Below are 26,231 nucleotides of genomic sequence, written 5' to 3'. Positions count from 1 at the left end.
TATTTCTTATTTGACTTGGCAGTTTTCGAAACCGGCTTTCAATTCAGCCGGGTCGAGTTCGCGTCCGATGAAGACAAGACGGCTTTCCCGCTTTTCTTCCGGCTTCCATGCGCGCTGGTGATCGCCTTCGATGATCATGTGAACGCCCTGAACCACATAGCGGTCAGGATCTTCCTTGAAAGCGATGATGCCCTTGAGGCGCAGAATGTTCGGCCCCTGCGTCTGGGTGATGTTCTGAATCCACGGGAAGAATTTCGCCGGATCGATATCACCGGCCCGCAGCGAAACAGACTTAACCGTCACATCGTGGATCGGCGAGGCATGATCGTGGTGGTGATGATCGTGGTCACAGTCCGGGCCGCAGACATGATCGTGGTCATGGTGATGATGATCATGGTCGTGATCATGCGCATGGTGGTGGTGCCCGTGGTGGTCATGATGATGGTGGTCATGCCCGTGATCGTGGTCGCAATCCGGACCACAGACATGATCGGGATGATCATGGTCGAGGAAATGCGGATCGTTTTCCAAAACGCGCTTCAGGTCGAAGGCGCCACGGTCCAGAACGCGCTCAAGCGGGATCGAGGCGCGCTCGGTGCGATGGATGATGGCGTGCGGGTTGATGGCGCGAACCGTTGCTTCGATGGTGGCCAGTTCCTGCGGCGTCACCAGATCGGTCTTGTTGATCAGCACCACATCGGCAAAGGCAATCTGGTCTTCAGCTTCGCGGCTGTCCTTGAGGCGCAGCGGCAGATGCTTGGCATCCACGAGGGCGACAACGGCGTCGAGGCCAGTCTTGGCGCGCACATCGTCATCCATGAAGAAAGTCTGCGCGACCGGAACCGGATCGGCAAGGCCGGTGGTTTCCACGACGATGGCGTCGAAACGGCCCGGACGGCGCATCAGACCTTCCACCACGCGGATCAGGTCGCCGCGCACGGTGCAGCAGATGCAGCCATTGTTCATTTCGTAGATTTCTTCATCCGACTCGACGATCAGGTCGTTGTCGATGCCGATCTCGCCGAATTCATTGACGATAACGGCATAACGCTTGCCGTGATTCTCAGTCAGAATGCGGTTGAGAAGGGTGGTTTTTCCCGAGCCCAGATAGCCGGTCAGAACGGTAACGGGAATGCGGCCAGCTTCAGTGGTCGCCTCTGCTGTGGTTTGGGCTTCAGCCTGGCTCATGATCATGCCTCTAGACGTTGCGGCCCCGGATCGGTCGGTGCGCAAAGGCGCATGCCGGGACTTCGGATCGGACATTTCATATAAGGGAACGACGACAGTAATGCCATATGCAATGCTATATTATTACATATGCCCCTTCACATTCGCGCCATCGGTATGAACCCTAGGATTTGAACCGCACCAGATCGAAGCGATGGACATCGCGCAGCAGTTCGACAAAGCCGGATACGGCATTGGCGATCAGCTTTTCGCCTGCTTCCGCCGTTGCTGCGGCAGCGTTGCCTGCAACGCCTTCCGGGTTGAGATCGTGCATCTTCCAGCCAAATGCGTGCGGACCATAGGCGCGCAGGAACTTGAATTCCTCGGCGTAGCGTGACTGGGCGTTGCTGAAATTGCGTGCTTTCGACATATCCACCAGATCGGGCCGCAGCGCCAGCATCACCGAGGTTTCGATAAAGCCGCCATGAATATCGAGCGCCTTTTCTTCCGGCGTGATCAGGCCGTCCGGCAGGCCGAAGCGGGTCCAGCTGGTCGCGACTGCGAGCATGCCGAGCCGGACGCGCAATTCGGTCGCCACGATGGTCATCAATGGCGAGTTGCCGCCATGGGCGTTCAGCATCACCAGCTTGCGGATGCCGCCCGCATGCAGGTTTTCGCCGATGCCGATCCACTGGTTGACCGCTTCCGAAAAGGCGAGGCTCTGTGTGCCTTCGGTATCCATGTGTTCGATGGAATAGCCGACCGGCTGCACCGGCAGGAAATTGACGTTCAGACCAGCCGGTATCGCCTCGCCAACCCGCGCGGCAATGCCTTCCGCGATGATCGTGTCCGTCTCGAACGGCAGGTGAGGGCCATGCTGTTCGTGTGCGCCAAGGGGCAGGACGACAATCATATCGCTGTTCTGATCGCGCAGTTCCGTCATATTTTCCTCACTGTTTTTTCTGGTGGTCGAACCTAACGTCGGTTCGCCGGGGGGGCAACCCAAGCGGTAAAAACACCGCCCCTCACTTCAGCGAAATGTTTTTAACCTTGTTGTTTCATAAGTCGGACAATATTTTACGCTATAAACATCTCCGGCAATGTCGATCGAGCGACAGAATGAAGTCGCAACAAAGGGTGAGGTGGCGATGAACAAGGACAATAAAGCGGTTGTACTTTATCGGCTGCAATCCGTGGCGCGTCTTTCAAGAACAGTTCTGGCCACACGGCTTCTGGAACAGGGACTTTATGCCGGACAGGATGCGGTCATGCTGCAACTGGCCGCTGAAGACGGTCTCACACCCGGCGTGCTTGCGCAGCGGCTTGGCGTGCGCCCGCCAACCATCACCAAGACGATTGCCCGCCTGCAAGGGCAGGGTTTCGTTGCCAAGCGTGCATCCGATACCGACCAGCGCCAGTCGCATGTTTATCTGACGCAGGCGGGACTTGAGACGATCAAGGCCATCGAGAAATCCATTCGCAAGACCGACAAGGACATGCTGAAGGGCCTCGACAAGAAAGAGCGCAAGACGTTCCTGAAAATGCTGGGTCGTATGGAAGGCAATCTGGCGCTGCGCGGTCTGTCGCGTGTGGCGGAAGAACCGTCCGCCGATGCCATTGACGACGACGAAGCTGAATAAGCGGCGGCGGTTTCAGCTTGATGCCAAAAATACTTTCAATTCAATAATTGCAATGGCATAACCGTTTTAATGATGACGCCCTTGTGACATGTGACGCGGGGCTTTCGTAGCATGGACCGTTGGGGGAGGCGACTTGGCCCAGAAAATCAAGCTTTCGACCATCGCTGATGCGCTGGGTGTTTCGACGGCTACCGTTTCGCTTGCGCTGCGCGACAGTCCGCTTGTTGCCGACCAGACCCGTGAGAAGATCAAGGAACATGCCCGCGCCATCGGTTATATCTACAACCGCAGGGCAGCGAGCCTGCGCACGTCGCGGTCGGGGATTGTCGGTGTCGTGGTGCACGACATCATGAACCCGTTTTTCGCGGAAATTCTGAAATCCATCGAATCGGAACTCGACCGGTCCCGCCAGACCTTCATTTTGTCCAACCATTACGACCAGCTGGAAAAGCAGCGCACCTTCATGGACACGCTTTTGCAGCTTGGCGCCGACGGGGTGATCATGTCGCCCGCCATCGGTACGCCGCCGGAAGATATCCAGATCGCCGAGGATAACGGCCTGCCGGTCGTATTTATCGCGCGCAGCGTCGAGGGCGTGCATGCGCCCGTGTTTCGGGGCGACGATGCTTATGGCGTCGGCCTTGCCACCAATCACCTGATTTCGCTTGGTCACAAGCGCATCGCAATGATCGGCGGCACTGACCAGACCTCGACCGGTCGCGACCGTTATCGCGGTTATGTTCAGGCGATGGAGAAGGCCGGGCTTGAAGTGCGCGACGACTGGCGCATCGCGGGTCCGCGCACCAAACAGGGCGGGTTTGAAGTCGCGCCGCAGTTCCTTGCCTTGAAGGACAAGCCGACGGCTGCCGTGTGCTGGAACGACCTGACCGCAATCGGCCTGATGAATGGCATCGCGCGCGCCGGGCTTGTGCCGGGCGACGACATATCGGTCACCGGCTATGACGATCTGGAAGAGGCGGCGATTGCAACGCCTGCGCTTACGACCGTCTGGAACGGCCAGCGCGAGGTCGGACGCCGCGCCGCCCGCGCTTTGCTCGATCAGCTGAACGGTGTCGAGGTTGCCTCGACGCAGGAACTCATCAAGCCGGAACTGCATATAAGGCAATCGACGTCCAAGCCCAAACAGCCCTGATTTCCACGCTCCGGGTCCGGTTCAAGCTGACCGGCTACCGGTCTCCCACGAACTGCGAAATGCCCAGAGGAATATTGTCATGACCAAGCGCGACGCAACCGTTCTGGTGCTCGGTAACTTCAACGATTATGCCGTCGAACGCCTGTCGGGTGAGTTTTCGGTACGCCGCATCCCGCGCGGCGACGCGGCGCTCGTTGATGCGGCCTGGGCTGGCGATGTGCAGGGCATTGCCAGCATGTCCACCGTGGATGCCGCGCTCATCGACGCTTTGCCCAATCTGAAGATCATCGGCAATTTCGGCGTCGGTTATGATGCCGTCGATGCCAAACATGCCGCCACCCGCAACGTGATGGTCACCAACACGCCGGACGTACTGACCGACGAAGTGGCCGACACGGCGCTCGGCCTTTTGATCGATACGGTGCGCGAATTGTCGAAGTCGCAGGAATTCCTGCGTGCGGGCCGCTGGGAAAAGGAAGGCCGCTATCCGCTGTCGAAGCTTTCGCTGCGCGGACGCAAGGTCGGCATTTTCGGCCTTGGCCGTATCGGCAAGGCGGTCGCCCATCGTGTGGAAGCGTTTGGCCTGCCGGTTTCCTACCATAACCGCCGCAAGGCGGAAGGTGTCGCTTACGATTATTATCCAAGCCTGCTTGAGCTGGCCAAGGCGGTCGACACGCTTATTCTGGTTGCGCCGGGTGGTGCGGAAACGGCCAAGGCGGTCAATGCTGACGTGCTGCAAGCACTCGGTTCCGATGGCGTTCTGATCAATGTCGGTCGCGGCTCGCTGGTCGATGAAGACGCGCTGGCCAAGGCTTTGAATGACGGCACGATTGCGGCTGCGGGACTGGATGTTTTCTCCAACGAACCATCCGTGCCGCAGGGCCTGCTCGATGCGCCCAACACGGTTTTGCTGCCGCATATCGCATCCGCATCGCACAAGACCCGTCAGGCCATGGCCGATCTGGTGATCGATAATCTCATTGCGTGGTTCGATACCGGCAAGGCGATCACGCCGGTGCCGGAGACGGAATCCGTTAAGGGAGTAGGGGAGTAGGGCAGTAAGGGAGTAGGGGAGTATGTGAAGAAAGTGCTTGATAGACGCCTCGGCGTCACGCACCCTATTCCCCTATTCCCCTATTCCCCTATTCCCCTATTCCCCTATTCCCCTATTCCCCTATGCTCCCGCACCGCCTCGCCAAACGCCTCGAATATCTTCCGCGAGGGGGCATCGGACTGGACCCAATATTCCGGGTGCCATTGGACGCCGACGACAAAACCCTTGGCGTCCTTGACGGAGACGGCTTCCACGGTGCCGTCTTCGGCCACGGCTTCCACTTCAAGGCGCGGCGCAAGCCGGTCGATGGCCTGACGGTGCACCGAGTTCACCTTTACGCTGTCTTCTTTCAAAATTGCGCCAAGGCATGAATCCGGCTTGATCCGGATCGGGTGCTGGATCGCGAAACGCTCGGCCTGGCTTTCGGATTGCGGCGCACGGTGATCCATCCGGCCCTGCAATTCCTGAATTTCGGTGGCCAGCGTGCCACCCAGCGCCACATTCAATTCCTGAATGCCGCGGCAGATCGCCAGTACCGGCACGCCTTTTTCAATGGCCGCGCGGATCAGTGGCAGCGAGGTCGCGTCACGCGCATCGTCATAGGGTTCGAATGCCGCACTCGGTTCGACACCGTAAAGGGCAGGGTTGACGTTGGATTTCGAGCCGGTGATCAGCACGCCATCCACCGCGTCGAGAATGGCGTCGAGATCCATCTTGTCGCCGAAGCTTGGCACCAGAAGCGGCGTCACTTGCGCGACATCGATGGCCGCAGCCAGATATTGATCCGGCGCTGCATGCCAGGTGTAATTCTCGAAAGGTTTGACGTCAGTCGGTACGGCAATGAGGGGGCGGGACTTCGACATAGCACTCAAATCCATGAATTTGGCTCTCAGCCTTCTGCAATAGAGCACATCCTCAAAACTGTGAAACAGTTTTCGGATAAGATGTGCGTGAATGAAGGCTTCTGCAATTGGCAGGAAGTGTCGTCTTTTCATCACGCTCGCGCGGCTTTTGTGTATTGTCTTGATTTGAAGCGTTTTTTGCCTCTATGCACGGGTTAAATGCCGTTATGAATGTCCTGGAGCGGTTCCGGTTAAGACGATTTGTGGAACCGCTCTATCTATTTGTTTTTGAGCATTATCCTACGCATCGAAGCGGGATAAGAAATCAGTCCAGCGAATTGATTTCCCCGCGCAGACGCTACGCACTTTTGCTGGAAATGCTCTAATCGGGGTGAAAATGGATTGGCAGTTGAGGGGATGCATGACTGACGATCAGCTTTTTTCCGTCCGGGGCAAGGTCATTGCCGTGACGGGAGGTTCCTCGGGTCTGGGCCTGCGCATGGTGCAGGTGCTGGCGGGCCATGGAGCAAAAGTGATCTCCATTTCGCGCACGCATGCCGGTGAAAGCCTGTGTCCGTCGGGCGGCGAAGTTTTGGAAATCATGGCTGATGTAACCCATCCTGACGAAATCATACGCGCCTTCGATGAAGCCGAGCAGCGTTTCGGGCCGATTACGACCCTGTTCAACAATGCCGGTGTGGCCCATATGGCGCGGGCGCTTGATACCACACGCGATATGCTGGAGCATATTTTCGAGGTCAATGTGGCTGGCGCTTTCTTCGTGGCGCAGGAAGCCGCGCGCCGCATGATCGCTCATGGCGCAGGCGGTTGCATTATCAATACGACCAGCATTCTGGGCGACAGGCCGCAGAAGGGTGCGGCGGCTTATTCCATGTCCAAAGCCTGCATTACCCAGATGACGCGCGCGCTCGCGCTTGAATGGGCCGGGCACGATATCCGCGTCAATGCGATCTCTCCGGGCTGGTTTCCGACCCGAATCAACGAGGAACAGCTCAGCGGACCCGCCGCAGGCTACTTCAAAGGGCGTAATCCACTGCGCCGCCTTGGCGAACCGCAGGATCTTGACGGCGTGGTGCTGATGCTGGCCTCGGATGCCAGCCGCTATATGACCGGCACAATCGTCAATGTGGATGGTGGGCACAGTCTCTGAATGTGTCCATCCGAGCTAGCGATTTATCCGGCACTGGCGGGCTTTCATCCGGGTTTCCTCCAGTGCTTGTGAAATCCCGGCGATATTCTCTAGTTTTGCTGTAGATCACCCGTGAAGAGCTGATGCCGGGAAAGGCGAAATACAGCCCGTTTTCGCGCTCTGCTTTCGCGGTCAAATTGTTTGAGGCTCGTCGCTTTAAAAGCTTATGGTTGTATTGCTGTTCTCCAGCTTGCAGATAAGTTGTTCCCGTAAAAATAGTTGGGATACATCTTATGGTGGCGGTGGTAACAGCTTGTGGTTTCATTTCGCGAAAGATATTTTTAAGTCATTAGTGCAATAATCGCCCTCACGATAGGGACACAAGCAAGGACATGTGGCGAAGCCGTAAACCTGACATACCTGCAGACGTGCGGCTTTCTTTCATGCGATCACTTTATGGTAATCGCACTACGCTCTGGTTTGGCTTGCTGGCCCATGTGGTGGCCTGTGTCGTCATTTATGTAAAAACACTCGACTGGCATTTCATCGGCTTTGCCGGGCTTTTTGCTGTGGTCGCTCTCGGTCGTCTCTACGATATGCGGCAGTTCGATCGCGCCAGGCTGACCCAACTCACATCTGCCGATCTCGACCGCTGGGAATTGCGCTATCTCATAGGCGCTTCGCTGGTCTGCGCAACGCTCGGCATGTTGTGCTTCTTCTCGATCTTCGTGCTGCGCGATCCCTTTGCCGAACTGGCGAGCCTGACCATCTTGCTGGCTTCCGTCGTTTCCATCGTCGGGCGCAATTATGCCTCGGCGAAGGCGGTCGTTCTGATGTCGATCTGCACGCTCATTCCGGTTCTGGCCGGGCTCGTGCTTGCGGGGACTCCCTTTCACATCATTATCGGCCTGCTGCTGATCCCGTATTTCCTGTCCAATATCGAGATGGCGAACGGCCTGCGCGAATTTCTCTTCGCTGCCGTCATGGGCAAGCGGCGCCTGTCGATTGTGGCCGGTCGGTTCGATGCCGCGCTCAACAATATGCCGCAGGGCCTTCTCATGCTCGATGGCCAGAGCCGCATTGCGGTCATCAACAACAAGGCCAAGGCGATGCTGCGGATCGCCGAACACACCAAGCTGCACGGGCGCAGGCTGGAAGTGCTGCTGCGCTATTGCGCGCGGGAAGGGCTGTTTCCGCACAATGACATGACCAATGTACGCGCCCGCATGACCGACCTCGTTGCCGGGCGCAAGACACGCGACATTTTTCAACTTTCCGGCGAGCGCTATATAGAATGTATCGGCAACCAGACTGTTGGCGACGGCGCGGTTCTCATGTTCGAGGACGTGACGCAGCGTGTCGAGGCGGAAGCCCGCATTCAGCATATGGCGCGGTTCGATGGTCTGACCGGCCTTCCGAACCGTAATTATTTCGAGACCATGGTGCGCACGCTGCGCGCCCACCAGCCGTCCGACAGTTTTGCCGCTCTGGTCGTCATCGACATCAACCACTTCAAGCATGTCAACGATACGCTTGGCCATCACACGGGCGATGTGTTGTTGCGGCTGTTTGCGGAGCGGCTTTATTCGCTCGACCAGCAGCGCTTTGTGGTGTCACGATTCGGCGGCGACGAGTTCGTGGTGTTTGTGTTCAATCTTCAGACGCAAGCCGAAATTACCAGCGTGATGGATCATATCACCTCGGTCGTGTCCGGCGTTTATGATCTTGATGGCGATCATGTGCATATCGAGATCAGCGCCGGTATCGCGATTGAGAATATCGCAAGCTGCGATGTCGGAAATATGCATATCAATGCCGATCTGGCGCTTTACGAAGCAAAAGGTCATGAAGACCGGCAGTGGGCGGTTTTCGTCGGCGCGATGGATACCAAATATCGCAGCCGCCAGAAGCTCAAGGCCGATCTCCGGCAGGCCATCGGGAATAATGAAATCAAGGTCGTCTATCAGCCCATCGTCAGTGCGCAGTCTCTGCGCATTGTTGCTTGTGAAGCACTGGCGCGCTGGGAGCATCCGGAGCTGGGCAATGTGCCGCCTGCGGAATTCATCCCGCTGGCTGAGGAAATGGGGATTATCACCGATATCACCCGCTTCATGCTGGAACAGGCCTGCATGGATTGCCTGACCTGGGGGGACCGTATCGGTGTTTCCGTCAATCTGTCGGCCATCGACCTGAAAAGCAGCGAGATTGCCCGCGATATCGCCGCCGCCTTGCAGAAATCCGGGTTGCCTGCACACCGTCTCGAAGTCGAGGTGACGGAAAGCGCGATCATTGCCGACCGCAACAAGACATCCATGGTTCTGCAGCGGCTGAAGAATGCGGGCATCAACATTGCGCTCGACGATTTCGGCACGGGCTATTCCAGCCTGAGCTATCTCAACACGCTGCCGCTGACCAAGGTGAAGGTGGACCGTTCCTTTGTGCGCGACATCACCACCGACCGCCGGTCGCTGATGCTATTGCGCGGTGTGACGCAGCTTTCGCACGAGCTTGGTCTCGGCGTGACCGTCGAAGGCGTGGAAACCGAAGAACAGCTGGCGCTGATCCGCGTTGCCGCCGGTGCCGATCTGGTGCAGGGTTATCTTCTCGGCATGCCGCTGCCCGCCGACACGATCGGCTCGATGACGACGAAATCCGTCACATGGCGCGAGGGCGGCCGTACGGTTGCCTGATTTTTTGGGTCGAGGCCGCGCCCCGTGACAATTGCGCGCGACGGATGCGCTGAACTTCGCTTCAAGAATGAAAAACAGGTTGCCGGACCGGTCATCCAATTACGGCAAACACGGCAAAAGGCCCTGAAATGCAGTTTAACGCGCATTTATCATACGGTGGCCCACCAAAAACGCTATTTCAATGTGGCGAATCTGTGGCAATATTATGTCTCAAAAATGGCGCGGCGGGGTATATGCGGTTGAACTTATACCTTTACATGAAGGGAAAGCTGCTTATTCTGCGCGCTGAATTGAAGTGCATGATTTGCATGATTTGGTGGTGCGGAAATCGCTTATATGACTGATTCAGCTGTTTCGGGGGAGAAGCCGCCGCTATCCAATTTTGCGCGACAGCTGCTGCATTTTCTGGATCGTGTCGAGTATAGGCGAATTGTCCATGCGGAGGATCTGGAAGAGATCGGTCGGCTTCGTTATCGCTCCTATCGCACCCGCAATGTGATGGACGAAGCCGAAGTACCGTCCATCATCGATGATATCGACCGGGACAGCCACGCTTTCGTCTATGGCGTGCATGTCGACGGGCAGCTTGTCAGCACATTGCGCATTCATCACATCACGCCCGATCATCGCAAGGGAACGAGCTATGCTCTGTTTCCCGATATTCTCGATCCGCTGCTCAATAGCGGCATGCATTTCGTCGATCCGACCCGCTTTGCCGCCGATCCCGAATTGCTGAGCGAATATCCAGCCATCCCCTATATCACACTGCGCATTGCGGCGATGGCGTCAGAATTTTTCGTGGCAGATCAATGCCTTGCCTCGGTGAAACCTGAGCATATGGCCTTTTACAAGCGCATCTTCGGCACGACGATGATGGCCGATGCGCGCGAACATGCGGGCTATGGCATCAAGGTCGGGCTGGGTGCAGCGCCGATCCGCAATATTCGCGATGCGGTTGCGGTGCGCTTCCCGTTCTTCAAGTCATTACCGCGCGAGCGGCAGGCGATGTTTGCCGATATGCGGGGCGGCTCCGTGCCGCTGACCATCATGGCGACCGCGAAATATACCGGCCTCGGCGCATAAACTGTTCTAAACATTTAAATGTAGCGCATCGCGTGAATTCGATTTACGAACACTGCGGAACCGCTTCATGCGGAGAGAGGGTTGGCTGCGACGAAAAGACTTGCCGTATAGGCCGGGCTTTTGTTGCGGACACGTTGAAGATTGCAGGTGTTTTCGCTTAACATCATGGATGTTGGGTGGAAAATCTGAATGGGTGGAACGAAAATGGCAGAACATCATACGACGGCTCCGGCTGAACTTGGCGCACCGATGGACTATGCTGAGCATGAGAAAACTTATGCCGGTTTCACGGGCCTGGTTAAATGGGGCACGGTGGCGCTCGTCGCCCTTATGATTGCCATGGCGTTCGGCTTTTTCGCTGGTGGTTTCTTTTCCGCGACCATTCTATTTGTCCTAGTCTGCGTCGCCGCCTGGTTCATCCTCTAGCGCATTGACGCGGGCTGGATGACGACATCCGGCCTTGCGAAAATGCAGCAAGATCTAAGAGCGAACCGGGATTAACCCCGCATGATTTGATCGAATGCCTTGGCGTGGGTTACCATGCCGAGGTTTTATGCATGTCTTAGCACTACAGTCGCATTCTTCGCCATGCCGGGCTGCAACCTGCAATTTCCTGCGCACCGATGCTCGCGTACCCAAAAGTACGCTCCGCTCCGGTGCTCGAAAATCACTCGTTTCGCCACGGCCTGACGAATTTGCAACTGTCGTGTCAATATCAGTTCTTATGAAAGAGCCTCATTTGAGAGGCTCGCAATTCTGCCCGACCGCAAGGCCGGATCAAGCCCGGATCAAGACCATGAAAGGGAAACCAGCTTGGCCCAGACGTTATTTATCCCGCTAGAGAGTGACCCCAACGAGACACGCGTTGCGGCATCGGCGGAGACGGTGAAGAAATTCATCGCGCTCGGCTTCGATGTCGTTGTGGAAAAAGGCGCCGGTGAGAAATCGCGCATCCCCGATGCCGAGTTTACGGCAGCCGGCGCCCGCATCGGCACGGCAGCGGATGCCAAAACGGCAGACGTTGTCCTCAAAGTGCGCCGTCCTACGGATACGGAACTCAAAGGGTATAAATCGGGCGCGGCGCTTTTTGCCATGCTGGACCCTTATGGTCATGAAGACGCGGTGGCAGCACTTGCCAAGGCTGGCGTTTCGGCTTTCACGATGGAATTCATGCCGCGCATCACCCGTGCGCAGGTGATGGACGTGCTATCGAGCCAAGCGAACCTTGCCGGTTATCAGGCGGTGATCGACGCGGCGGAAGTCTATGACCGCGCCATGCCGATGATGATGACGGCAGCGGGTACGGTTCCAGCCGCCAAGGTGTTCGTGATGGGGGCAGGCGTTGCGGGTCTTCAGGCCATCGCAACGGCACGACGTCTCGGTGCGGTCGTGACGGCAACCGACGTTCGCCCGGCCGCCAAGGAACAGGTCGCCTCGCTCGGCGCGAAATTCATCGCCGTCGAGGATGATGAGTTCAAGGCTGCCGAAACCTCTGGCGGTTATGCCAAGGAAATGTCGAAGGAATATCAGGCGAAGCAGGCCTCACTCGTCGCCGACCATATCGCCAAGCAGGATATCGTCATCACCACGGCGCTCATTCCGGGCCGTCCGGCCCCGCGTCTGGTGTCCAAGGAAATGGTTGCTTCCATGCGTCCGGGTTCCGTGCTGGTCGATCTCGCGGTCGAGCGCGGCGGCAATGTCGAAGGCGCTGTCGCCGGTCAGATCGCCGAGGTCAATGGCGTCCGGATTGTTGGTCATCTCAACGTTTCGGGCCGCATTGCCGCGAGTGCCTCGCAGCTTTATGCACGCAACCTGATCGCTTTCGTGGAAACGCTGGTCGACAAGGAAACCAAGCTTCTCAAGATCGATCCGGAAGAAGAACTGGTCAAGGCGACGCTTCTGACCCATCAGGGCAAGATCCTGCACCCGGCCTTCGCCAAGGCCGATGCCGCGCCTGCTGCTGTCGCTGAAAAACCGGCTGCAAAGCCGAAAGCCGCACCAAAGCCGAAGGTCGCAAAGGCAGAAGTCGTTGGCGATGCAGCGAAACCTGCTGCACCGAAAGCGGCGAAAAAAGCGCCTGCAAAAGCACCGAAGGCCGCTGCAAAGTCTTCGTCTTCCCCCAAGTCTCCAGTTGATGGAGGAGAGGCATAATGGCCGAAACTAGTCTCGATAAAGCTCTTGAGAGCTTGAACCAGGCCGCGGATGCCGTCCGTCAGGCTGCGGAAAATGCCGGTGGTCTGGGCGATGCTGCGGCGGCTGCCGCGCATGCCGCATCGGGCGGCGCGATCGATCCGTTCGTGTTCCGCTTTGCGATTTTCACCCTGTCGATTTTCGTCGGCTATTACGTGGTCTGGTCGGTTACGCCTGCGCTGCATACGCCGCTGATGGCCGTGACCAACGCCATCTCATCGGTGATCGTGGTGGGCGCGCTTCTGGCGGTTGGCCTTTCTCTTTCGGGCTGGGCAACCGGCTTCGGTTTCATTGCGCTCATTCTGGCGAGCGTCAACATTTTTGGCGGCTTTCTGGTCACCCAGCGCATGCTCGCCATGTACAAGAAAAAAGAAAAGTGAGGCTGAACCATTATGAGCGTTAATCTCGCAGCCTTCCTTTATCTCGTGTCCGGCGTGCTGTTCATTCTGGCGCTGCGCGGCCTGTCGCATCCGACGACCAGCCGTCAGGGCAATATGTACGGCATGATCGGTATGGCGATTTCCATCGTCACCACGCTTCTGCTAGCGCGTCCAAGCTTCGGCGGTCTGGCACTGATCGTCGTCGGCATCGCCATTGGCGGCGGTATCGGTGCCGTCATCGCGCGCCGCATCGCCATGACGGCCATGCCGCAGCTTGTTGCCGCGTTCCACTCGCTGATCGGTCTTGCCGCCGTTCTGGTGGCCGCTGCCGCACTTTACTCGCCGCATTCCTTCGGTATCGGCGAAGTGGGCCAGATCCACGGTCAGGCGCTGATCGAAATGTCGCTGGGCGTCGCCATTGGCGCGATCACCTTCACCGGCTCGATCATCGCCTTCCTCAAGCTTGACGGTCGCATGTCGGGCAAGCCGATCATGCTGCCGGGACGCCATGTCATCAACGCGGCTCTTGCCGCAGCCATCGTGCTGCTGGTTGTTGTGCTGGTGAATACCGAAAGCCATTTCGTGTTCTGGCTGATCGTGCTTCTGTCGCTGGTGTTCGGCGTGCTGATCATCGTGCCAATCGGTGGCGCGGATATGCCGGTCGTGGTCTCCATGCTCAATTCCTATTCGGGCTGGGCAGCGGCAGGCATTGGTTTCACGCTTGGCAACCTGGCGCTGATCATCACCGGCGCGCTGGTCGGCTCTTCGGGCGCGATCCTGTCCTACATCATGTGCAAGGGCATGAACCGTTCGTTCATCTCGGTCATTCTCGGCGGCTTTGGCGGCGATACGTCTGGCGGCCCGGCTGGCGAGGTTGAACAGCGTCCGGTCAAGCAGGGTTCTGCCGACGATGCGGCCTTCATCATGAAGAACGCTTCCAAGGTCATCATCGTGCCGGGCTATGGCATGGCGGTGGCGCAGGCCCAGCACGCGCTGCGTGAAATGGCTGACAAGCTCAAGGCGGAAGGCGTGGAAGTCAAATACGCCATCCATCCCGTGGCTGGTCGTATGCCGGGCCATATGAACGTGCTTCTGGCCGAGGCCAACGTGCCTTACGATGAAGTGTTCGAGCTGGAAGACATCAATTCGGAATTCGCGCAGGCCGATGTGGCTTTCGTGATTGGCGCCAATGACGTCACCAATCCGGCGGCGAAGACCGATCCGAAGTCACCGATCTTCGGCATGCCGATCCTTGATGTCGACAAGGCAGGCACGGTTCTGTTCATCAAGCGCGGCATGGGCTCCGGCTATGCGGGCGTGGAAAACGAACTGTTCTTCCGCGACAACACCATGATGCTCTTCGCCGATGCGAAGAAGATGGTGGAGAGTATTGTGAAGGCGTTGGATCATTAAGAAGGGAATAGGGGAGTAGGGGAATAGGTGAGTATGTTTGACTTGCAAATATACGGACCGTATTGCCTTACTCCCTTACTCCCTTACTCCCTTACTCCCTTACTCCCTTACTCCCTTACTCCCTTACTCCCTTACTCCCTTAACATCGCATCCTGCAAAGCGCGCAGTTCCGCGATCTTCGAGCCGGGCTGCGGGGCAGCATTGGCGTAGGTGATGAGTTCGCCCTTCTTAATGGGCGCGATAACCGAGCCGTTCTGAAGTAGCCCGCAGGGAATGGCCTTTGCCGCACGCGCTTCCGGCGTCGTCATGATCCACGAGCGATAGCAATATTGGCCAATGGCATCGAGACGGTCGCCGGGCTGCAAATCCTTCTTGGCCACGGCGCAGACTTCCGCCACCGGCTTCGGCAGCGGCACCATGTCGGTCTTGCCGTGCAGCACCACGCGCGCCACGGTCAGCGGCACTTCCAGCGAGGTGAGGTGGAAGGGGCGGTGGAAGGTGAAATACGGGCCTTTGCCCATCTTCAAATCTTCCAGACGCTCGACGAGACGGGGATGCTCCATCTTGGCGATCACGAAGACGCCCGGCGATACGCCGCGCCCGATGGAATAATCGACCACGCCGGATTTGTTGAGAACGCCGCCGTCTTCCTTCGGGATCAGGGTGCGATTCAGCTCGTCGATTGCGGCCTTTGGGCCGTGCATGCCCGCAATGTCCGGCACAAGCCCGGTGGCGTTGGCGATGGCCGCCATTTCAACCATGGTCTTGGAACCGTCGACGAATTCGACCAGCAAGCGAACATTCATGTTCCGGCGGTCTGCTTCTTCCTGATAATCGTCGGGGATCGCGTCGAAATTGAGCGGATTGTTCTTGCCCTTGCCAGCGGCCACGACCTTGTGACCCATGGCGGACACGAATTCGATCAGCTCCATGCAGGATGACGGTTCATCTCCAGCGCCCAGCGAATAAATCACGCCCTGCTTGTCGGCCTCGGCCTTGAGATAGGGGCCGATGGTGACATCGGCCTCGACATTCATCATCACGAGATGCTTGCCGTTGCGAATGGCCTTTATGCCGGTTTCAGCGCCCACTTCCGGAATGCCGGTGGCGTCGATGACGACATCAATCAGCGGGTTGGAGAGGATCAGGTCATTGTCACCAGTGACGGCGATCTTGCCGCTCTCGATGGCGCGGGTCATCGCGGCTTCGCTGTTGGCTTCCTGCGCATTGTCTTCATCGCCATAGGCGGTGCGCACGGCCTTGAATGTGTTGGGCAGCCTGCGGGCGGAAAGTGCGCCGACTTCGATGCCCTGCATCCGCGCCACCTGCGTGACGATATCGGTGCCCATTTCGCCAGCGCCAATCAGACCGATGCGGATCGGCTTGCCGGTTTCAGCCCGCGCTGCAAGATCGCGTGCCAGTCCAACCAGTGCCACATTTGTCGTCATGAAACTCTCCGCAAAATGTCAAAGCCACACAGGCGAGATAAATTTGTCACGCTTGTGTTGATATAGGTGCGTAATAGACGAACAGTCTCTATATCAACACCGACAGGCGCGCACCCCCAATCAGCGCGACAAAATATGCATCCCTTTATAGGGCCACTGGAGCCAAAATGAGCAGTGTATCCCCCTTTGATCTTGTGATCTTCGATTGCGACGGCGTTCTCGTCGATAGCGAAGTTCTGTCCTGCCTCGCTTTCGAGCGGGTCTATGCCAGCCACGGCATGGAGCTGCCGCAGGGCACGGTGGCCAAGGGCATCGGCATGAAACAGGCCGATATCATGAAGATGATCGAGGATATGACCGGCCATCGCCTGCCAGATGGCGTCGATGGCGAGTTCTGGCCAGCAACGCGCACACTTTTTGCGGAATCGCTGGAGCCGACCGTGGGTATCGCCAATTTCCTGCGCGAACTGCCGCAGAAGCGTTGCGTGGCATCGTCCTCGCACCCGGAGCGTATTGCGTTCAGTCTGGAGAAGACCGGCATCAGCCATTATTTCGGCGATGCGGTTTATTCGTCCAGCATGGTGAAGCGCGGCAAGCCTGCGCCCGATCTGTTCCTGTTCGCCGCCGACAAGATGGGCGTCGATCCGGCGCGCTGCGTGGTGATCGAGGATTCGCCCTTCGGTGTCGAAGGCGCGATTGCAGCGGGCATGACCGCCTTTGGTTATACAGGCGGCGCGCATACCTATGACGGCCATGCCGAGCGTCTGTCGTCCAAGGGTGCGCATCAGGTTTTCACGCATTGGGATGATATCGCCCGGGAAATTCTGGTTGCTGCCTGAAGTTTATAAGGTAAACAAAGGGCAAATCAGTTCAGCAGGAATAGCCAGCCAATGAAAGACGCAATCACGCTCGACCAGTTGCGCGAAGCAATCGGCACGGAAATCGGATGTTCCGAGTGGCGCGAAGTCACGCAGGAAATGATCAACCAGTTTGCGGATGCAACCGACGATCACCAGTTCATCCATGTCGATCCGGAACGCGCGGCCAAGGAAACGCCTTTTGGCGGCACCATTGCGCATGGCTTTCTGACGCTGTCGCTTTTGTCGACGCTGGCTTATGAAGCGCTGCCGATGCTGGAAGGCGCGACCATGGGCATCAATTACGGCTTCGACAAGCTGCGCTTCCAGTCGCCGGTCAAGACCGGCGCACGGGTGCGCGCGCGCTTCAAGCTGGCCGATGCGGATATTCGCCCATCGGGCCGCGTCGTGAATTATTACGACGTGACGCTTGAAATCGAAAACTCGCTCAAGCCTGCGTTGACGGCCACCTGGCTGACGATAGCCGTCGTGGAGCCGCCGCAAGACTGAGCATCAGGCCGCTTCGCGATATTGCACCGGCAGCCGTCCTTCTTCATCGAGAGGGGCGGCTTTTCCTTTATGCGTGGTCATCAGCTCGCGAAAGAAAAACGGGCCATGCAGGAACATGCCTAGGTAGTAAAAATTCTTCTTCTCGGCGCCGCGCACATAGAGAAGGTGCATCAGGAAGAAGTTGCCCTTGGAGCGCTTGTAGCGGTTTTCGCTGTGCACATTCTTGAAGCGGATGCGATGAATGAGCGGCGGGTTTGCCGTCTTGATCTTCAGGGCGCTGGCCGGGTCTGAACCGTAGAAATGGATGATATCCGTCAGTACCTGAAATTCCGACCACAGGACCGGGCTATCTTGAAGCACGACGCGCACATCCTCGCGCAGCGCTTTCGCCCGTGGATGCAGCGCGATCATCATCAGGCAGGAGCCGACGGCCAGAAGCGATACCGGCTGCCTTATCAGAAGCTCGGGACGCTGGCGCTGAACGGCGGCAAGCGCCTCGACAGCTGGCACGGTGCCGAGACTATGCGCGACGATGATGACCTCGTCGGCCTGACTTTCTTCGATCTTGCGCATCAGCGCGTCAGCGAAGGCCGTCCGACGCTGGTTCAGCTTCGCATTGCGGTCGTGAATGCGGTCATAGGCTGCCGACCAGTCGTCGAGCAGATAGGACATGAAGAACTTGTCGCCGGGCTTGCGCACCAGAAGCGTTGCAAGGAAGGCGGCGAGCGGGGCAGACCAGAGAAGATGCGGTACCGAAAAGCCAACCAGCACCGGCGCAGTGGCGATAAGGGCTGCAACGGCCAAAATGGCAAGCGACAGCAGGAAGGGCCACAGGAAGAACAGCACGAAGCGCCAGCTCGTTGTCAGGTAGCGCCAGAGCGTGCCCGTAAACAGGATGTTCATGAAGGCGAAGAAGCCGGTCAGCATTCTCTTCGGTGTCGAGCGCGCGGCATAATCATCGAAAATATCCGCGGTGCCGAACTGGCAGAACTCGGTCTCCGTACGCCAGCCATTGCCTTGTGTCACGGCCATTGTCGTGCCGCTATCGTTTGGTTCGTCCGTCATGGGCGGCAGCTTCGTCTTGGCGTTCCACAGCCGGTCGAAATCTTTCAACACTTGCGCGTGGCGCACACGGACGGCTTTGGGGTGCAGGCCTTCATAGCCTGTGAACTGGATAACGAGTCGCTTGCGGAGGGACATGAAACAAACAAATGGAATCAGAAAAGGGAAACGCCGCCGAAAGATCGGCAGCGCCGTACAATGTCTCCTTCTGGACGACTAATGAGGCCGAATTACGCGGGAAACAGCGGGTCCATTAGCGCATTCGGCCCGCGCGAACCATAGTGAATTGGTGTAAGGACGGTATTTCCTAACAGCGGTGGGCAAAGTTGCATGTTGAGGTGGACAGCCGGGGCTCTTTCTGGTATTAGCCAGCACCAATTTGCAGCGTTTCCGTTGCGAAGCTTGGGAGCCTTAGGGCGTTGCTCGGCCGGTCAGACCGGCTGAAATCGTTAAAAGACCCCCGAACGGCCTCAGGCTTAACCGAAATTCTAACCGATACGGGAATACACGTGCAGGTACTCGTCCGCGATAATAATGTTGATCAGGCTCTCCGCGCTCTCAAGAAAAAGATGCAGCGCGAAGGTATCTTCCGCGAAATGAAGATGCGCGGCCACTACGAAAAGCCATCTGAAAAGCGCGCTCGCGAAAAGGCAGAAGCCGTTCGTCGCGCTCGCAAGCTCGCTCGCAAGCGTGCGCAGCGTGAAGGCCTCGTTGGCGGCGCCCGCGGCGCTCGCTGATCGACCTCAAAACAGGCGCCGCTTTTGTGGCGCCTTTTTGTTTTCCGGTGTGGCTTAAGGCTGCGCCGGATTTTGCGCGTCTTGATTTCAAAGTTTTTGTTGCCGAAACAACTCGGTTTCATCCTTTTATTAAAGTTTAGCGTCGGCCCCAAAAAAGTTTCTAGACTTTGCCGGGCCAGTTATGTGTAAAAACATATAATTAGGATATTCAGCTTTCGGGCCGGGTATCGAAAGGCGATACAGACTTTTTGCTGCCGCCTTTTCGCTGTCTTTATCTGACAGTTGAAGCGCTCATGCGCCGAAACCGGAGCCGGGGCGGGATGGAGAGAAACGGGTCGTCAATGCCCGGTTCGATGGAACTAAAAGGAACACTGTCGTTGCCAACACGCTTCAAGGTGATGCAATCGTCCGGGACAAAGGTTTCGGGTTTCGAGACATTGGGTGGAAACCCCGCGGCTGGAATCGGTCGTCACGGTTTTTTGATTGCCGCCACGCTGTTGGCTCTGGCTGTGGCCGGTTGCCAAAGCTCGACCACAACGGCGCTGAGCACAGTTGATCGGGCACAGGGTTCGAGCGAGAATATCAGCTCGCTTACGAGTGTGATCCAGTCCAATCCGCGTGATCCCGAAGGCTACAATGTTCGCGGCTCCGCCTATGGCAAGGCCGGGCGCTACAAGGAAGCGATCCGCGATTTCGATCAGGCGATTGCGCTCAATCCGAATTTCTATCAGGCCTATTCCAACCGCGCGCTGGTCTATCGCTATATGGGCGATACCAACAAGGCTGCGCAGGATTACAGCAAGGCGATCCAGCTCAATGGACAATATGACGCCGCCTATATCGGTCGCGGCAATGTCTACCGTCAGGCGGGCCGTCTCGATCAGGCGCTGAGCGATTTCAATCAGGCCATCGCCTTGCAGACGACCGACGGTCGCGCCTATCACAATCGCGGCCTGATCTATCAGGCCAAGGGCCAGCACAAGCAGGCCATCGAGGATTTCTCCAAGGCGATTTCGCTCAACTCCACGGCCCCGGAGCCATATAATGGCCGCGGCCTTTCCTATGTGGCGTTGAACGACTTCGACAATGCTTTCGACGATTTCAACACCGCGATTACGCTGGATCAGGGCGTTGCCGAAAGTTGGGCCAATCAGGCGCTGGTTTATGAGCATCGCGGCGAGAAGGCGAAGGCTGCCAGCTCCTATGCAAAGGCTGTGCAGCTCGATCCGAAATACCAGCCGGCGAAGGACGGTTTGTCACGCACACGCGGATAATTCGCAAAAACATTTCCAAATGAAAGGCGGCGCGTCCCAAAATGGGGTGCGCCGCTTTTCTTTATACAAGCCCGCGATATATTACTGCCTATGTCGCTCTTCGATCACATAGGCTTCAAAGCCAAAGATATTCGCCGCAGCCTTTCATTCTATGAAAGCTGCATGCCAGAGCTTGGGCTGGAAGTTATTGCGCGTTCGGGCAGCGGCTTCTTCGTTAGCGGCGGGGAGAGGGCGCCCGTGCCCTTCCTCTGGATACATGGCGCGGAAGCCGGTGCGGCTACGGACGCTGCCGACACGAAGCCGGGCGACCGTCTGCACCTCATGTTCACGGCTGGAAGTCGCGATGCGGTGGAGGCGTTTCATCGCGTGGCGTTGAACGCTGGTGGCAGCGACAGCGGCGGCCCCGCTTATCAGGGGCCGGAAGAGATGGGCTATTATGCCGCTTTGGTCTTCGACCCCGACGGAAACACGCTGGAAGCGGGTTTCCGTGAGAGGAAGCGATAAGTGAGATTGATTTGATCAGGCGCGCAGGTTGCGCTTGTCGAGGCGGCTGACCAAACGGTCGCCGATCCACTGAATGCCGCAGACCATAATGATCAGGATGATGACGACGGCGATCATGATCTGCGTTTCGAAACGCTGATAGCCGTAACGGATGGCAAGATCGCCCAGACCGCCCGCGCCGATGGCGCCAGCCATGGCCGAAGCGCCCACCAGCGTGATGATCGTCACGGTGAAACCCGCAATGATGCCGGGCAGGGCTTCCGGCACCAGCACTTCGCGCACGATTGTCCAGCGACTTGCACCCATAGAGCGCGCAGCTTCGACCAGACCATTGTCCACCTCGCGCAGCGATACTTCCGCGATGCGCGCATAATAGGGGATGGCCGCAATCGACAGCGGCACGATGGAGGCCCATGTGCCGATCGACGTGCCGACGATGAAGCGGGTCACCGGGATAAGCGCCACCAGAAGAATGATGAACGGCACCGAGCGGAAGCCGTTGATGATCGCGCCCAGAAAGGTGTTGACCGTCAGGTTCTGGGCAAGGCCGCCGCGCTCGGTCAGGATCATGATGAGGGCAAGCGGCAGACCGACGACGAGCGAAATCAGGCTCGAAAAGCCGGTCATGATGATGGTCTCCCAGAAGGAGCGCCAGAGAAGATCAAGCATTGCCTGAGACATAGCCGAGTACCTCCGTGGCGTCTGCATGGGTGTTGAGATAGCCGATAGCGGCTTCGAATTTCGCTTTGTCCTGAGCGGGCAGGCTGATGAAGAGCGTGCCGACGGGCTCACCCTGGATCGTATCCATGCCGCCATGGATCAGCTGCGGCACAAGGCCGGTGGCCGCTGCCACATCGTTGAAGAAAGCGCCGCGCGCAGCTTCGCCTGAAAGCTTGACGCGAAGGATGGCCCGATCTCCCGCCTTGTCGGTCAGGCGCGCGCGCCACGAGGTAGGCAGTTCAGGCGTCAGCACCTGCAACATGCTCTGCGTGACGGGCGAATGCGGATTGGCGAAAACTTTCCAGACCGGACCCTCTTCGGCAATCGCGCCGTGATCGAGCACGATGACGCGGTCGGCGATGCGGCGGATGACCTCCATCTCATGGGTGATGAGCAGGATGGTCAGGCCAAGCTTGGTATTGATGTCCTTCAGCAGCGCCAGAATGGACTGGGTGGTTTCCGGGTCGAGCGCCGAGGTCGCTTCATCGGAGAGCAGAACGGCAGGCTCTGCGGCAAGCGCGCGCGCAATGCCGACACGCTGCTTCTGGCCGCCGGAAAGCTGCGCTGGATAATGGTTCGCTTTGTCGGAGAGGCCGACGAGTTCGAGCAGTTCGGCGACGCGGCGGGCGCGCTCGGCTTTGGGCCTGCCTGCGATCTTTAGCGGCAGTGCGATGTTTTGGGCAACGGTCTTGGCCGAGAGCAAATTGAAATGCTGGAACACCATGCCGATGCGACGGCGCAGCGGGCGCAGTTCGGTTTCGCCGAGGCCGGTGATTTCGCGCCCCTCGATGCGGATCGAACCGGAGTCGGGCTTTTCGAGGCCGTTGACGCAGCGGATCAGCGTGGACTTGCCCGCGCCGCTGCGACCGATAATGCCAAGGATTTCGCCGCGCGCGACGGAGAGCGACACGCCATTGATGGCTGCCGTGTTACCGAACATTCGGCGCACGTCTTTCATATCGACGATGGGCGCTGATGCGGTGGAGGGCGGTTCAATGGTCACGGCGGGGGTCACGGGGGTCACATTCGTTTCTTCTATAGTTTGGTGCGCTGCTGCGAACAGCGGCAAACTGCAATCGGATAAGGCGTCAATGACGGATGATGCCTGTTCAGGCTAAGGCCTGTTCTGGCCAAGCTTGGCCTGTTGCCGATGCTTTTGGGCAATTTTTTTCCATACGTCAATAAAAGCCGCGCCGGAAACACGTTCCGGCGCGGTGTATTGAAAATGAAAAGCTTAGTTCCAGGCCGGGATGCCGGTGCCCTTATAGGCGCGGTCGAGTTCGGCCTTCACAGCGTCGTTCTGGAACGAAGCGACCAGGTTCTTCACCCATTCGGCGTTTTCGTCTTCAGTGCGGACCGCGATGAAGTTGTTGTAAGGATTGTTTTCCTTCGACTCCCAGCCGATGGCTTCTTCCTTCTTCAGATCCGCCTTGGCAGCCCAGTCATTGTTGACGATGGCAGCGTCGAGATCGTCGATGGAACGACCGACCACACCGGCGTCGAGTTCCTTGATCTCAAGCTTCTTCGGGTTTTCGACAATGTCGATCGGGGTGGCGAGAATGCCTGCATCCGGCTTCAGCTTGATCAGGCCCTTTTCTTCGAGAACGCGAAGCGCACGGCCTTCGTTCGACGGATCGTTCGGCACGCCGACGACGGCGCCTTCCTTCAGTTCGTCGAGGCTCTTGTGCTTGCGCGAATAGATGCCGATTGGCCAGACGGCGGTGTAGCCAGCAACGCTGATCTTGTAGCCGTGCTGCTTGATCTGCTCATCGAGATAAGGCTTGTGCTGGAAGGCGTTGGCGTCGATTTCCTTGCGCTCCAGAGCTTCATTCGGCTGGTTATAGTCGTTGAAGGTCACGCGCTCAATATTGAGGCCGTGCTTCTTGCCTTCTTCGGCAACGACTTTCCAGACGTCTTCGTCTTCGCCGCCCATGATGCCGACCTTGATTGTCTTGTCTTCTGCATGGCTCGGAGCCGAGGCAAAGCCTACGGTCAGCGCGGCTGCGGTGAAAAGAAGGGCTTTCAGACCGGCGCGGCGGCTGAAGGCATAACGGGAAAGGGCTGACGACATCTTTGTTTTCCTTAGCTGAACATTTTGGAAAGCCGGTCCCGGATTGCGATCATTAGATGATCATTCTCCCCAGCCCTCCCTGATGCCGATAATTCCCGTTTGCATGGAATTAAACAAGGAAAATTTTTTCTGAAAATCGTGCGGCTGCAAATCTGAAATTGCGTTCACAGGCGAGTGAGCGGATTGCCATTTCCGCTCATTGTTCTCTCAGGAATCTGGTTCTAGAGCGGTTCCGTCAAAGCTGAATCGCTGGAACCGCTCTCGTTATTCGCTTGGGCATTGTCCAGGCGCAAAAACCGCTTCGCACTTTTTGCTGGAAATGCCTATCGATTATCCGCGATAATCATCTGCGCGGCCTTCTCGGCGATCATCAGCGTCGGCGAATTGGTATTGCCGGAGGTGATGGTCGGCATGATGGACGCATCGGCAATGCGGAGACCCGCAATGCCATTGACCCGCAGGCGCGGATCGACAATCGCTTCGCTGTCCTGCCCCATGCGGCAGGTGCCGACGGGGTGGAAAATGGTGGTGCCGATATCGCCTGCCGCCTTTTCCAGTTGTTCCTGCGTTTCGTAAGCAGGACCGGGCTTGAACTCTTCCGGGCGATATTGCCGCAAGGGCGCTTGCGCTACGATATGGCGGGTGAGGCGAATAGCATCGGCAGCAACGCGGCGGTCACTTTCCGCGGCCAGATAATTGGGCCGGATCGCCGGTTGCGCGCGGTGGTCCGGCGACTTGACGTGGATCGAGCCGCGACTGTCGGGGCGCAGATTGCACACGCTGGCCGTGAAGGCGGGGAAGGGGTGAACGTTCTCGCCGAATTTTTCGAGGCTGAGTGGCTGCACATGATATTGCAGATTGGCGGTTTCATAAGACGGGTCCGACCGGGTGAACACGCCAAGCTGGCTCGGTGCCATCGACATGGGGCCGGACTGGCGCAGCAGATATTCCAGCCCGATCATCGCCTTGCCAAAAAGCTTGTTAGCCTTTTCATTGAGGGTCGGGATGCCCGTGACCTTATAGGCACAGCGCAATTGCAGGTGATCCTGCAGGTTTTCGCCGACCTGTTTGCGCTCCAGCGCAACCGGAATGCCTGCCTGTTGCAGCACGTCACCGCGTCCGACGCCCGACAGTTCCAGCACATGCGGGGAGCCGACGGCACCGGCGGCCAGTATCACTTCGCGCCTTGCCTTGACGGTGCGGGTCGCGCCGTTCTGGTCGAAGGTCACGCCATTGGCGCGCATTTCCGCAATCTCGATGCGGCGCACATGCGCGCCGGTTTCGACGCGCAGGTTTTTGCGGTTCAGTGCCGGGCGCAGAAAGGCCTTAGCGGAATTCCAGCGAATGCCGCGCTTCTGGTTGACCTTGAAATAAGACACGCCTTCATTGTCACCGCGATTGAAGTCGTCGGTGGCGGGAATGCCCGCCGCAACGGCGGCATCGCGAAAAGCGTCGAGAATATCCCAATGCAGGCGGGCATTTTCGACGCGCCATTCGCCGCCCGCGCCGTGCAACGCGCTGGCACCGGCGTAATAGTCTTCGGATATCTTGAAGAGAGGCAGCACGTCGTCCCAGCCCCAGCCTTCGCAACCGGCTTGTCGCCACAGATCGTAATCGCGGGCCTGACCGCGCATATAGATCATGCCGTTGATCGACGAGCAGCCGCCCAGCACCTTGCCGCGCGGATAGCCGAGCGCGCGACCGTTCAGGCCGGGTTCGGCTTCCGTGGTGAAGCACCAGTCGGTGCGCGGATTGCCGATACAATAGAGATAGCCGACCGGGATATGAATCCACGCATAATTGTCCTTGCCGCCCGCTTCGAGCAGCAGGACGGAACGGTCCGGGTTCTCGGATAGTCGGTTCGCCAGCGCACAGCCTGCCGTGCCCGCGCCAACCACGATGTAATCGTAGGTGTCGGTCATGATTGTATATCCAGTAAAATGTGGAGCCGCGATCAGCGGATACAGCGACTCATTGAGTAGTGTTTACCCGAACAGTTTCTTTCCCAAACGCGAGGCATAGAACTCTCCGACGATACCTTTACGGAAGAGGATGACGCATGCCATGAAGATGATGCCGGTGACGATTGTGACGGGGAAGTCGGACGTTGCGAGATAGTTCTGCAAGGCGACGACGAAGGCTGCACCGACGATGGGCCCGATCAGCGTGCCGATCCCGCCAAGCAGCGTCATCAGGATCACTTCACCCGACATTTGCCAGCCGACATCGGTGAGCGTTGCAAACTGGAAGACGAGCGCCTTCAGACCGCCTGCAAGGCCCGCAAGA

Annotated in this window: 24 protein-coding genes and 1 pseudogene; 15 read left to right on the top strand and 10 right to left on the bottom strand. The window is 58.0% G+C overall.

The features are described 5' to 3' along the window. Positions 1–6: 6 nt before the first annotated feature. Complete coding sequence (locus HWD97_RS15220; protein ID WP_371835178.1) at positions 7–1,188, bottom strand: GTP-binding protein; 1,182 nt, start codon at positions 1,186–1,188, stop codon at positions 7–9. A 163-nt stretch (positions 1,189–1,351) separates the two neighbouring features. Further along, positions 1,352–2,110: a creatininase family protein gene (locus tag HWD97_RS15215; protein WP_339440763.1), complete on the bottom strand. Its 759-nt coding sequence runs from the start codon at positions 2,108–2,110 to the stop codon at positions 1,352–1,354. Positions 2,111–2,315: 205 nt separating this feature from the next. Between HWD97_RS15215 and HWD97_RS15210 the strand changes: the two genes are divergently transcribed. The 3 genes from HWD97_RS15210 (at position 2,316) to HWD97_RS15200 (ending at position 5,014) form a co-directional block, all read left to right on the top strand. Continuing rightward, a complete protein-coding gene (locus tag HWD97_RS15210) occupies positions 2,316–2,807 on the top strand; it encodes a MarR family winged helix-turn-helix transcriptional regulator (protein WP_140026327.1) in 492 nt (163 codons plus the stop codon). A gap of 133 nt (positions 2,808–2,940) precedes the next feature. Then, positions 2,941–3,960, top strand: a complete 1,020-nt coding sequence (locus HWD97_RS15205; protein ID WP_109369625.1) for a LacI family DNA-binding transcriptional regulator — start codon at positions 2,941–2,943, stop codon at positions 3,958–3,960. Positions 3,961–4,039: 79 nt separating this feature from the next. After that, the gene (locus HWD97_RS15200; RefSeq protein ID WP_339440766.1) at positions 4,040–5,014 is read left to right on the top strand and encodes a 2-hydroxyacid dehydrogenase; all 975 of its coding nucleotides are present in this window, start codon (positions 4,040–4,042) and stop codon (positions 5,012–5,014) included. Positions 5,015–5,118: 104 nt separating this feature from the next. Here the strand turns inward: HWD97_RS15200 and HWD97_RS15195 are convergent, their stop codons facing one another. Next, positions 5,119–5,877, bottom strand: coding sequence for a gamma-glutamyl-gamma-aminobutyrate hydrolase family protein (locus tag HWD97_RS15195; RefSeq protein WP_140026330.1), 759 nt, complete (start codon positions 5,875–5,877; stop codon positions 5,119–5,121). A gap of 400 nt (positions 5,878–6,277) precedes the next feature. On the opposite strand from HWD97_RS15195, the gene HWD97_RS15190 reads away from it, so the two are divergent. The 7 genes from HWD97_RS15190 (at position 6,278) to HWD97_RS15160 (ending at position 14,762) form a co-directional block, all read left to right on the top strand. Beyond that, positions 6,278–7,027 (top strand): SDR family NAD(P)-dependent oxidoreductase, encoded by a 750-nt coding sequence (locus HWD97_RS15190; RefSeq protein ID WP_171319585.1) that lies wholly within the window; start codon positions 6,278–6,280, stop codon positions 7,025–7,027. Between the two features lie 371 nt (positions 7,028–7,398). Further along, a complete protein-coding gene (locus HWD97_RS15185) occupies positions 7,399–9,696 on the top strand; it encodes a putative bifunctional diguanylate cyclase/phosphodiesterase (protein ID WP_371835177.1) in 2,298 nt (765 codons plus the stop codon). A gap of 336 nt (positions 9,697–10,032) precedes the next feature. Further along, positions 10,033–10,779 carry an acetyltransferase gene (locus HWD97_RS15180; protein ID WP_109369619.1) on the top strand — a complete coding sequence of 249 codons (747 nt, stop codon included), beginning with the start codon at positions 10,033–10,035 and terminating at the stop codon, positions 10,777–10,779. A gap of 204 nt (positions 10,780–10,983) precedes the next feature. Then, positions 10,984–11,205 (top strand): aa3-type cytochrome c oxidase subunit IV, encoded by a 222-nt coding sequence (locus HWD97_RS15175; protein WP_109370289.1) that lies wholly within the window; start codon positions 10,984–10,986, stop codon positions 11,203–11,205. Between the two features lie 387 nt (positions 11,206–11,592). Further along, positions 11,593–12,930: a Re/Si-specific NAD(P)(+) transhydrogenase subunit alpha gene (locus HWD97_RS15170; protein WP_371835176.1), complete on the top strand. Its 1,338-nt coding sequence runs from the start codon at positions 11,593–11,595 to the stop codon at positions 12,928–12,930. Continuing rightward, complete coding sequence (locus tag HWD97_RS15165; RefSeq protein WP_371835175.1) at positions 12,930–13,349, top strand: proton-translocating transhydrogenase family protein; 420 nt, start codon at positions 12,930–12,932, stop codon at positions 13,347–13,349. Before HWD97_RS15170 ends, HWD97_RS15165 begins: the two co-directional genes overlap by 1 nt. 12 nt (positions 13,350–13,361) lie before the next feature. Beyond that, positions 13,362–14,762, top strand: a complete 1,401-nt coding sequence (locus tag HWD97_RS15160) for an NAD(P)(+) transhydrogenase (Re/Si-specific) subunit beta (RefSeq protein WP_109369617.1) — start codon at positions 13,362–13,364, stop codon at positions 14,760–14,762. A 131-nt stretch (positions 14,763–14,893) separates the two neighbouring features. On the opposite strand, the gene HWD97_RS15155 is transcribed toward HWD97_RS15160, so the two are convergent. Then, positions 14,894–16,210 carry a 1-deoxy-D-ribulose 5-phosphate reductoisomerase gene (locus HWD97_RS15155; protein ID WP_371835174.1) on the bottom strand — a complete coding sequence of 439 codons (1,317 nt, stop codon included), beginning with the start codon at positions 16,208–16,210 and terminating at the stop codon, positions 14,894–14,896. A gap of 167 nt (positions 16,211–16,377) precedes the next feature. Between HWD97_RS15155 and HWD97_RS15150 the strand changes: the two genes are divergently transcribed. Both HWD97_RS15150 and HWD97_RS15145 read left to right on the top strand, forming a co-directional pair. After that, positions 16,378–17,049, top strand: coding sequence for an HAD family phosphatase (locus HWD97_RS15150; protein WP_109369615.1), 672 nt, complete (start codon positions 16,378–16,380; stop codon positions 17,047–17,049). A 51-nt stretch (positions 17,050–17,100) separates the two neighbouring features. Further along, the gene (locus HWD97_RS15145) at positions 17,101–17,577 is read left to right on the top strand and encodes a MaoC family dehydratase (protein WP_109369614.1); all 477 of its coding nucleotides are present in this window, start codon (positions 17,101–17,103) and stop codon (positions 17,575–17,577) included. A 3-nt stretch (positions 17,578–17,580) separates the two neighbouring features. Here the strand turns inward: HWD97_RS15145 and HWD97_RS15140 are convergent, their stop codons facing one another. Next, positions 17,581–18,777 (bottom strand): alpha/beta hydrolase, encoded by a 1,197-nt coding sequence (locus HWD97_RS15140; protein WP_371835173.1) that lies wholly within the window; start codon positions 18,775–18,777, stop codon positions 17,581–17,583. Positions 18,778–19,148: 371 nt separating this feature from the next. Here HWD97_RS15140 and rpsU point away from each other — a divergent pair, with 371 nt between their 5' ends. From rpsU to HWD97_RS15125, 3 genes are all read left to right on the top strand, one after another. Continuing rightward, complete coding sequence (gene rpsU / locus HWD97_RS15135) at positions 19,149–19,376, top strand: 30S ribosomal protein S21 (protein ID WP_078341232.1); 228 nt, start codon at positions 19,149–19,151, stop codon at positions 19,374–19,376. A 353-nt stretch (positions 19,377–19,729) separates the two neighbouring features. After that, complete coding sequence (locus HWD97_RS15130) at positions 19,730–20,650, top strand: tetratricopeptide repeat protein (RefSeq protein ID WP_109370288.1); 921 nt, start codon at positions 19,730–19,732, stop codon at positions 20,648–20,650. A 90-nt stretch (positions 20,651–20,740) separates the two neighbouring features. Continuing rightward, on the top strand, positions 20,741–21,154 hold the full coding sequence (locus HWD97_RS15125; protein WP_371835172.1) for a VOC family protein: 414 nt from the start codon (positions 20,741–20,743) through the stop codon (positions 21,152–21,154). Positions 21,155–21,169: 15 nt separating this feature from the next. Here the strand turns inward: HWD97_RS15125 and HWD97_RS15120 are convergent, their stop codons facing one another. From HWD97_RS15120 to HWD97_RS15100, 5 genes and pseudogenes are all read right to left on the bottom strand, one after another. Next, a complete protein-coding gene (locus HWD97_RS15120; protein ID WP_339440780.1) occupies positions 21,170–21,835 on the bottom strand; it encodes a methionine ABC transporter permease in 666 nt (221 codons plus the stop codon). Then, complete coding sequence (locus tag HWD97_RS15115) at positions 21,816–22,877, bottom strand: methionine ABC transporter ATP-binding protein (protein ID WP_371835223.1); 1,062 nt, start codon at positions 22,875–22,877, stop codon at positions 21,816–21,818. Before HWD97_RS15115 ends, HWD97_RS15120 begins: the two co-directional genes overlap by 20 nt. Before the next feature lie 231 nt (positions 22,878–23,108). Then, positions 23,109–23,945 carry a MetQ/NlpA family ABC transporter substrate-binding protein gene (locus HWD97_RS15110; protein WP_140026338.1) on the bottom strand — a complete coding sequence of 279 codons (837 nt, stop codon included), beginning with the start codon at positions 23,943–23,945 and terminating at the stop codon, positions 23,109–23,111. 323 nt (positions 23,946–24,268) lie between these two features. Then, complete coding sequence (locus tag HWD97_RS15105; protein WP_371835171.1) at positions 24,269–25,867, bottom strand: GMC family oxidoreductase; 1,599 nt, start codon at positions 25,865–25,867, stop codon at positions 24,269–24,271. Positions 25,868–25,930: 63 nt separating this feature from the next. Continuing rightward, a pseudogene (locus HWD97_RS15100) lies at positions 25,931–26,231 on the bottom strand (branched-chain amino acid ABC transporter permease); the annotation flags it as partial.

It is taken from the genome of Ochrobactrum sp. C6C9, from assembly GCF_022627935.1.
GTDB lineage: Bacteria > Pseudomonadota > Alphaproteobacteria > Rhizobiales > Rhizobiaceae > Brucella > Brucella teleogrylli.
Note: the sequence above shows the minus strand (reverse complement) of the source record. Positions and strands in the feature narration are given on the sequence as shown.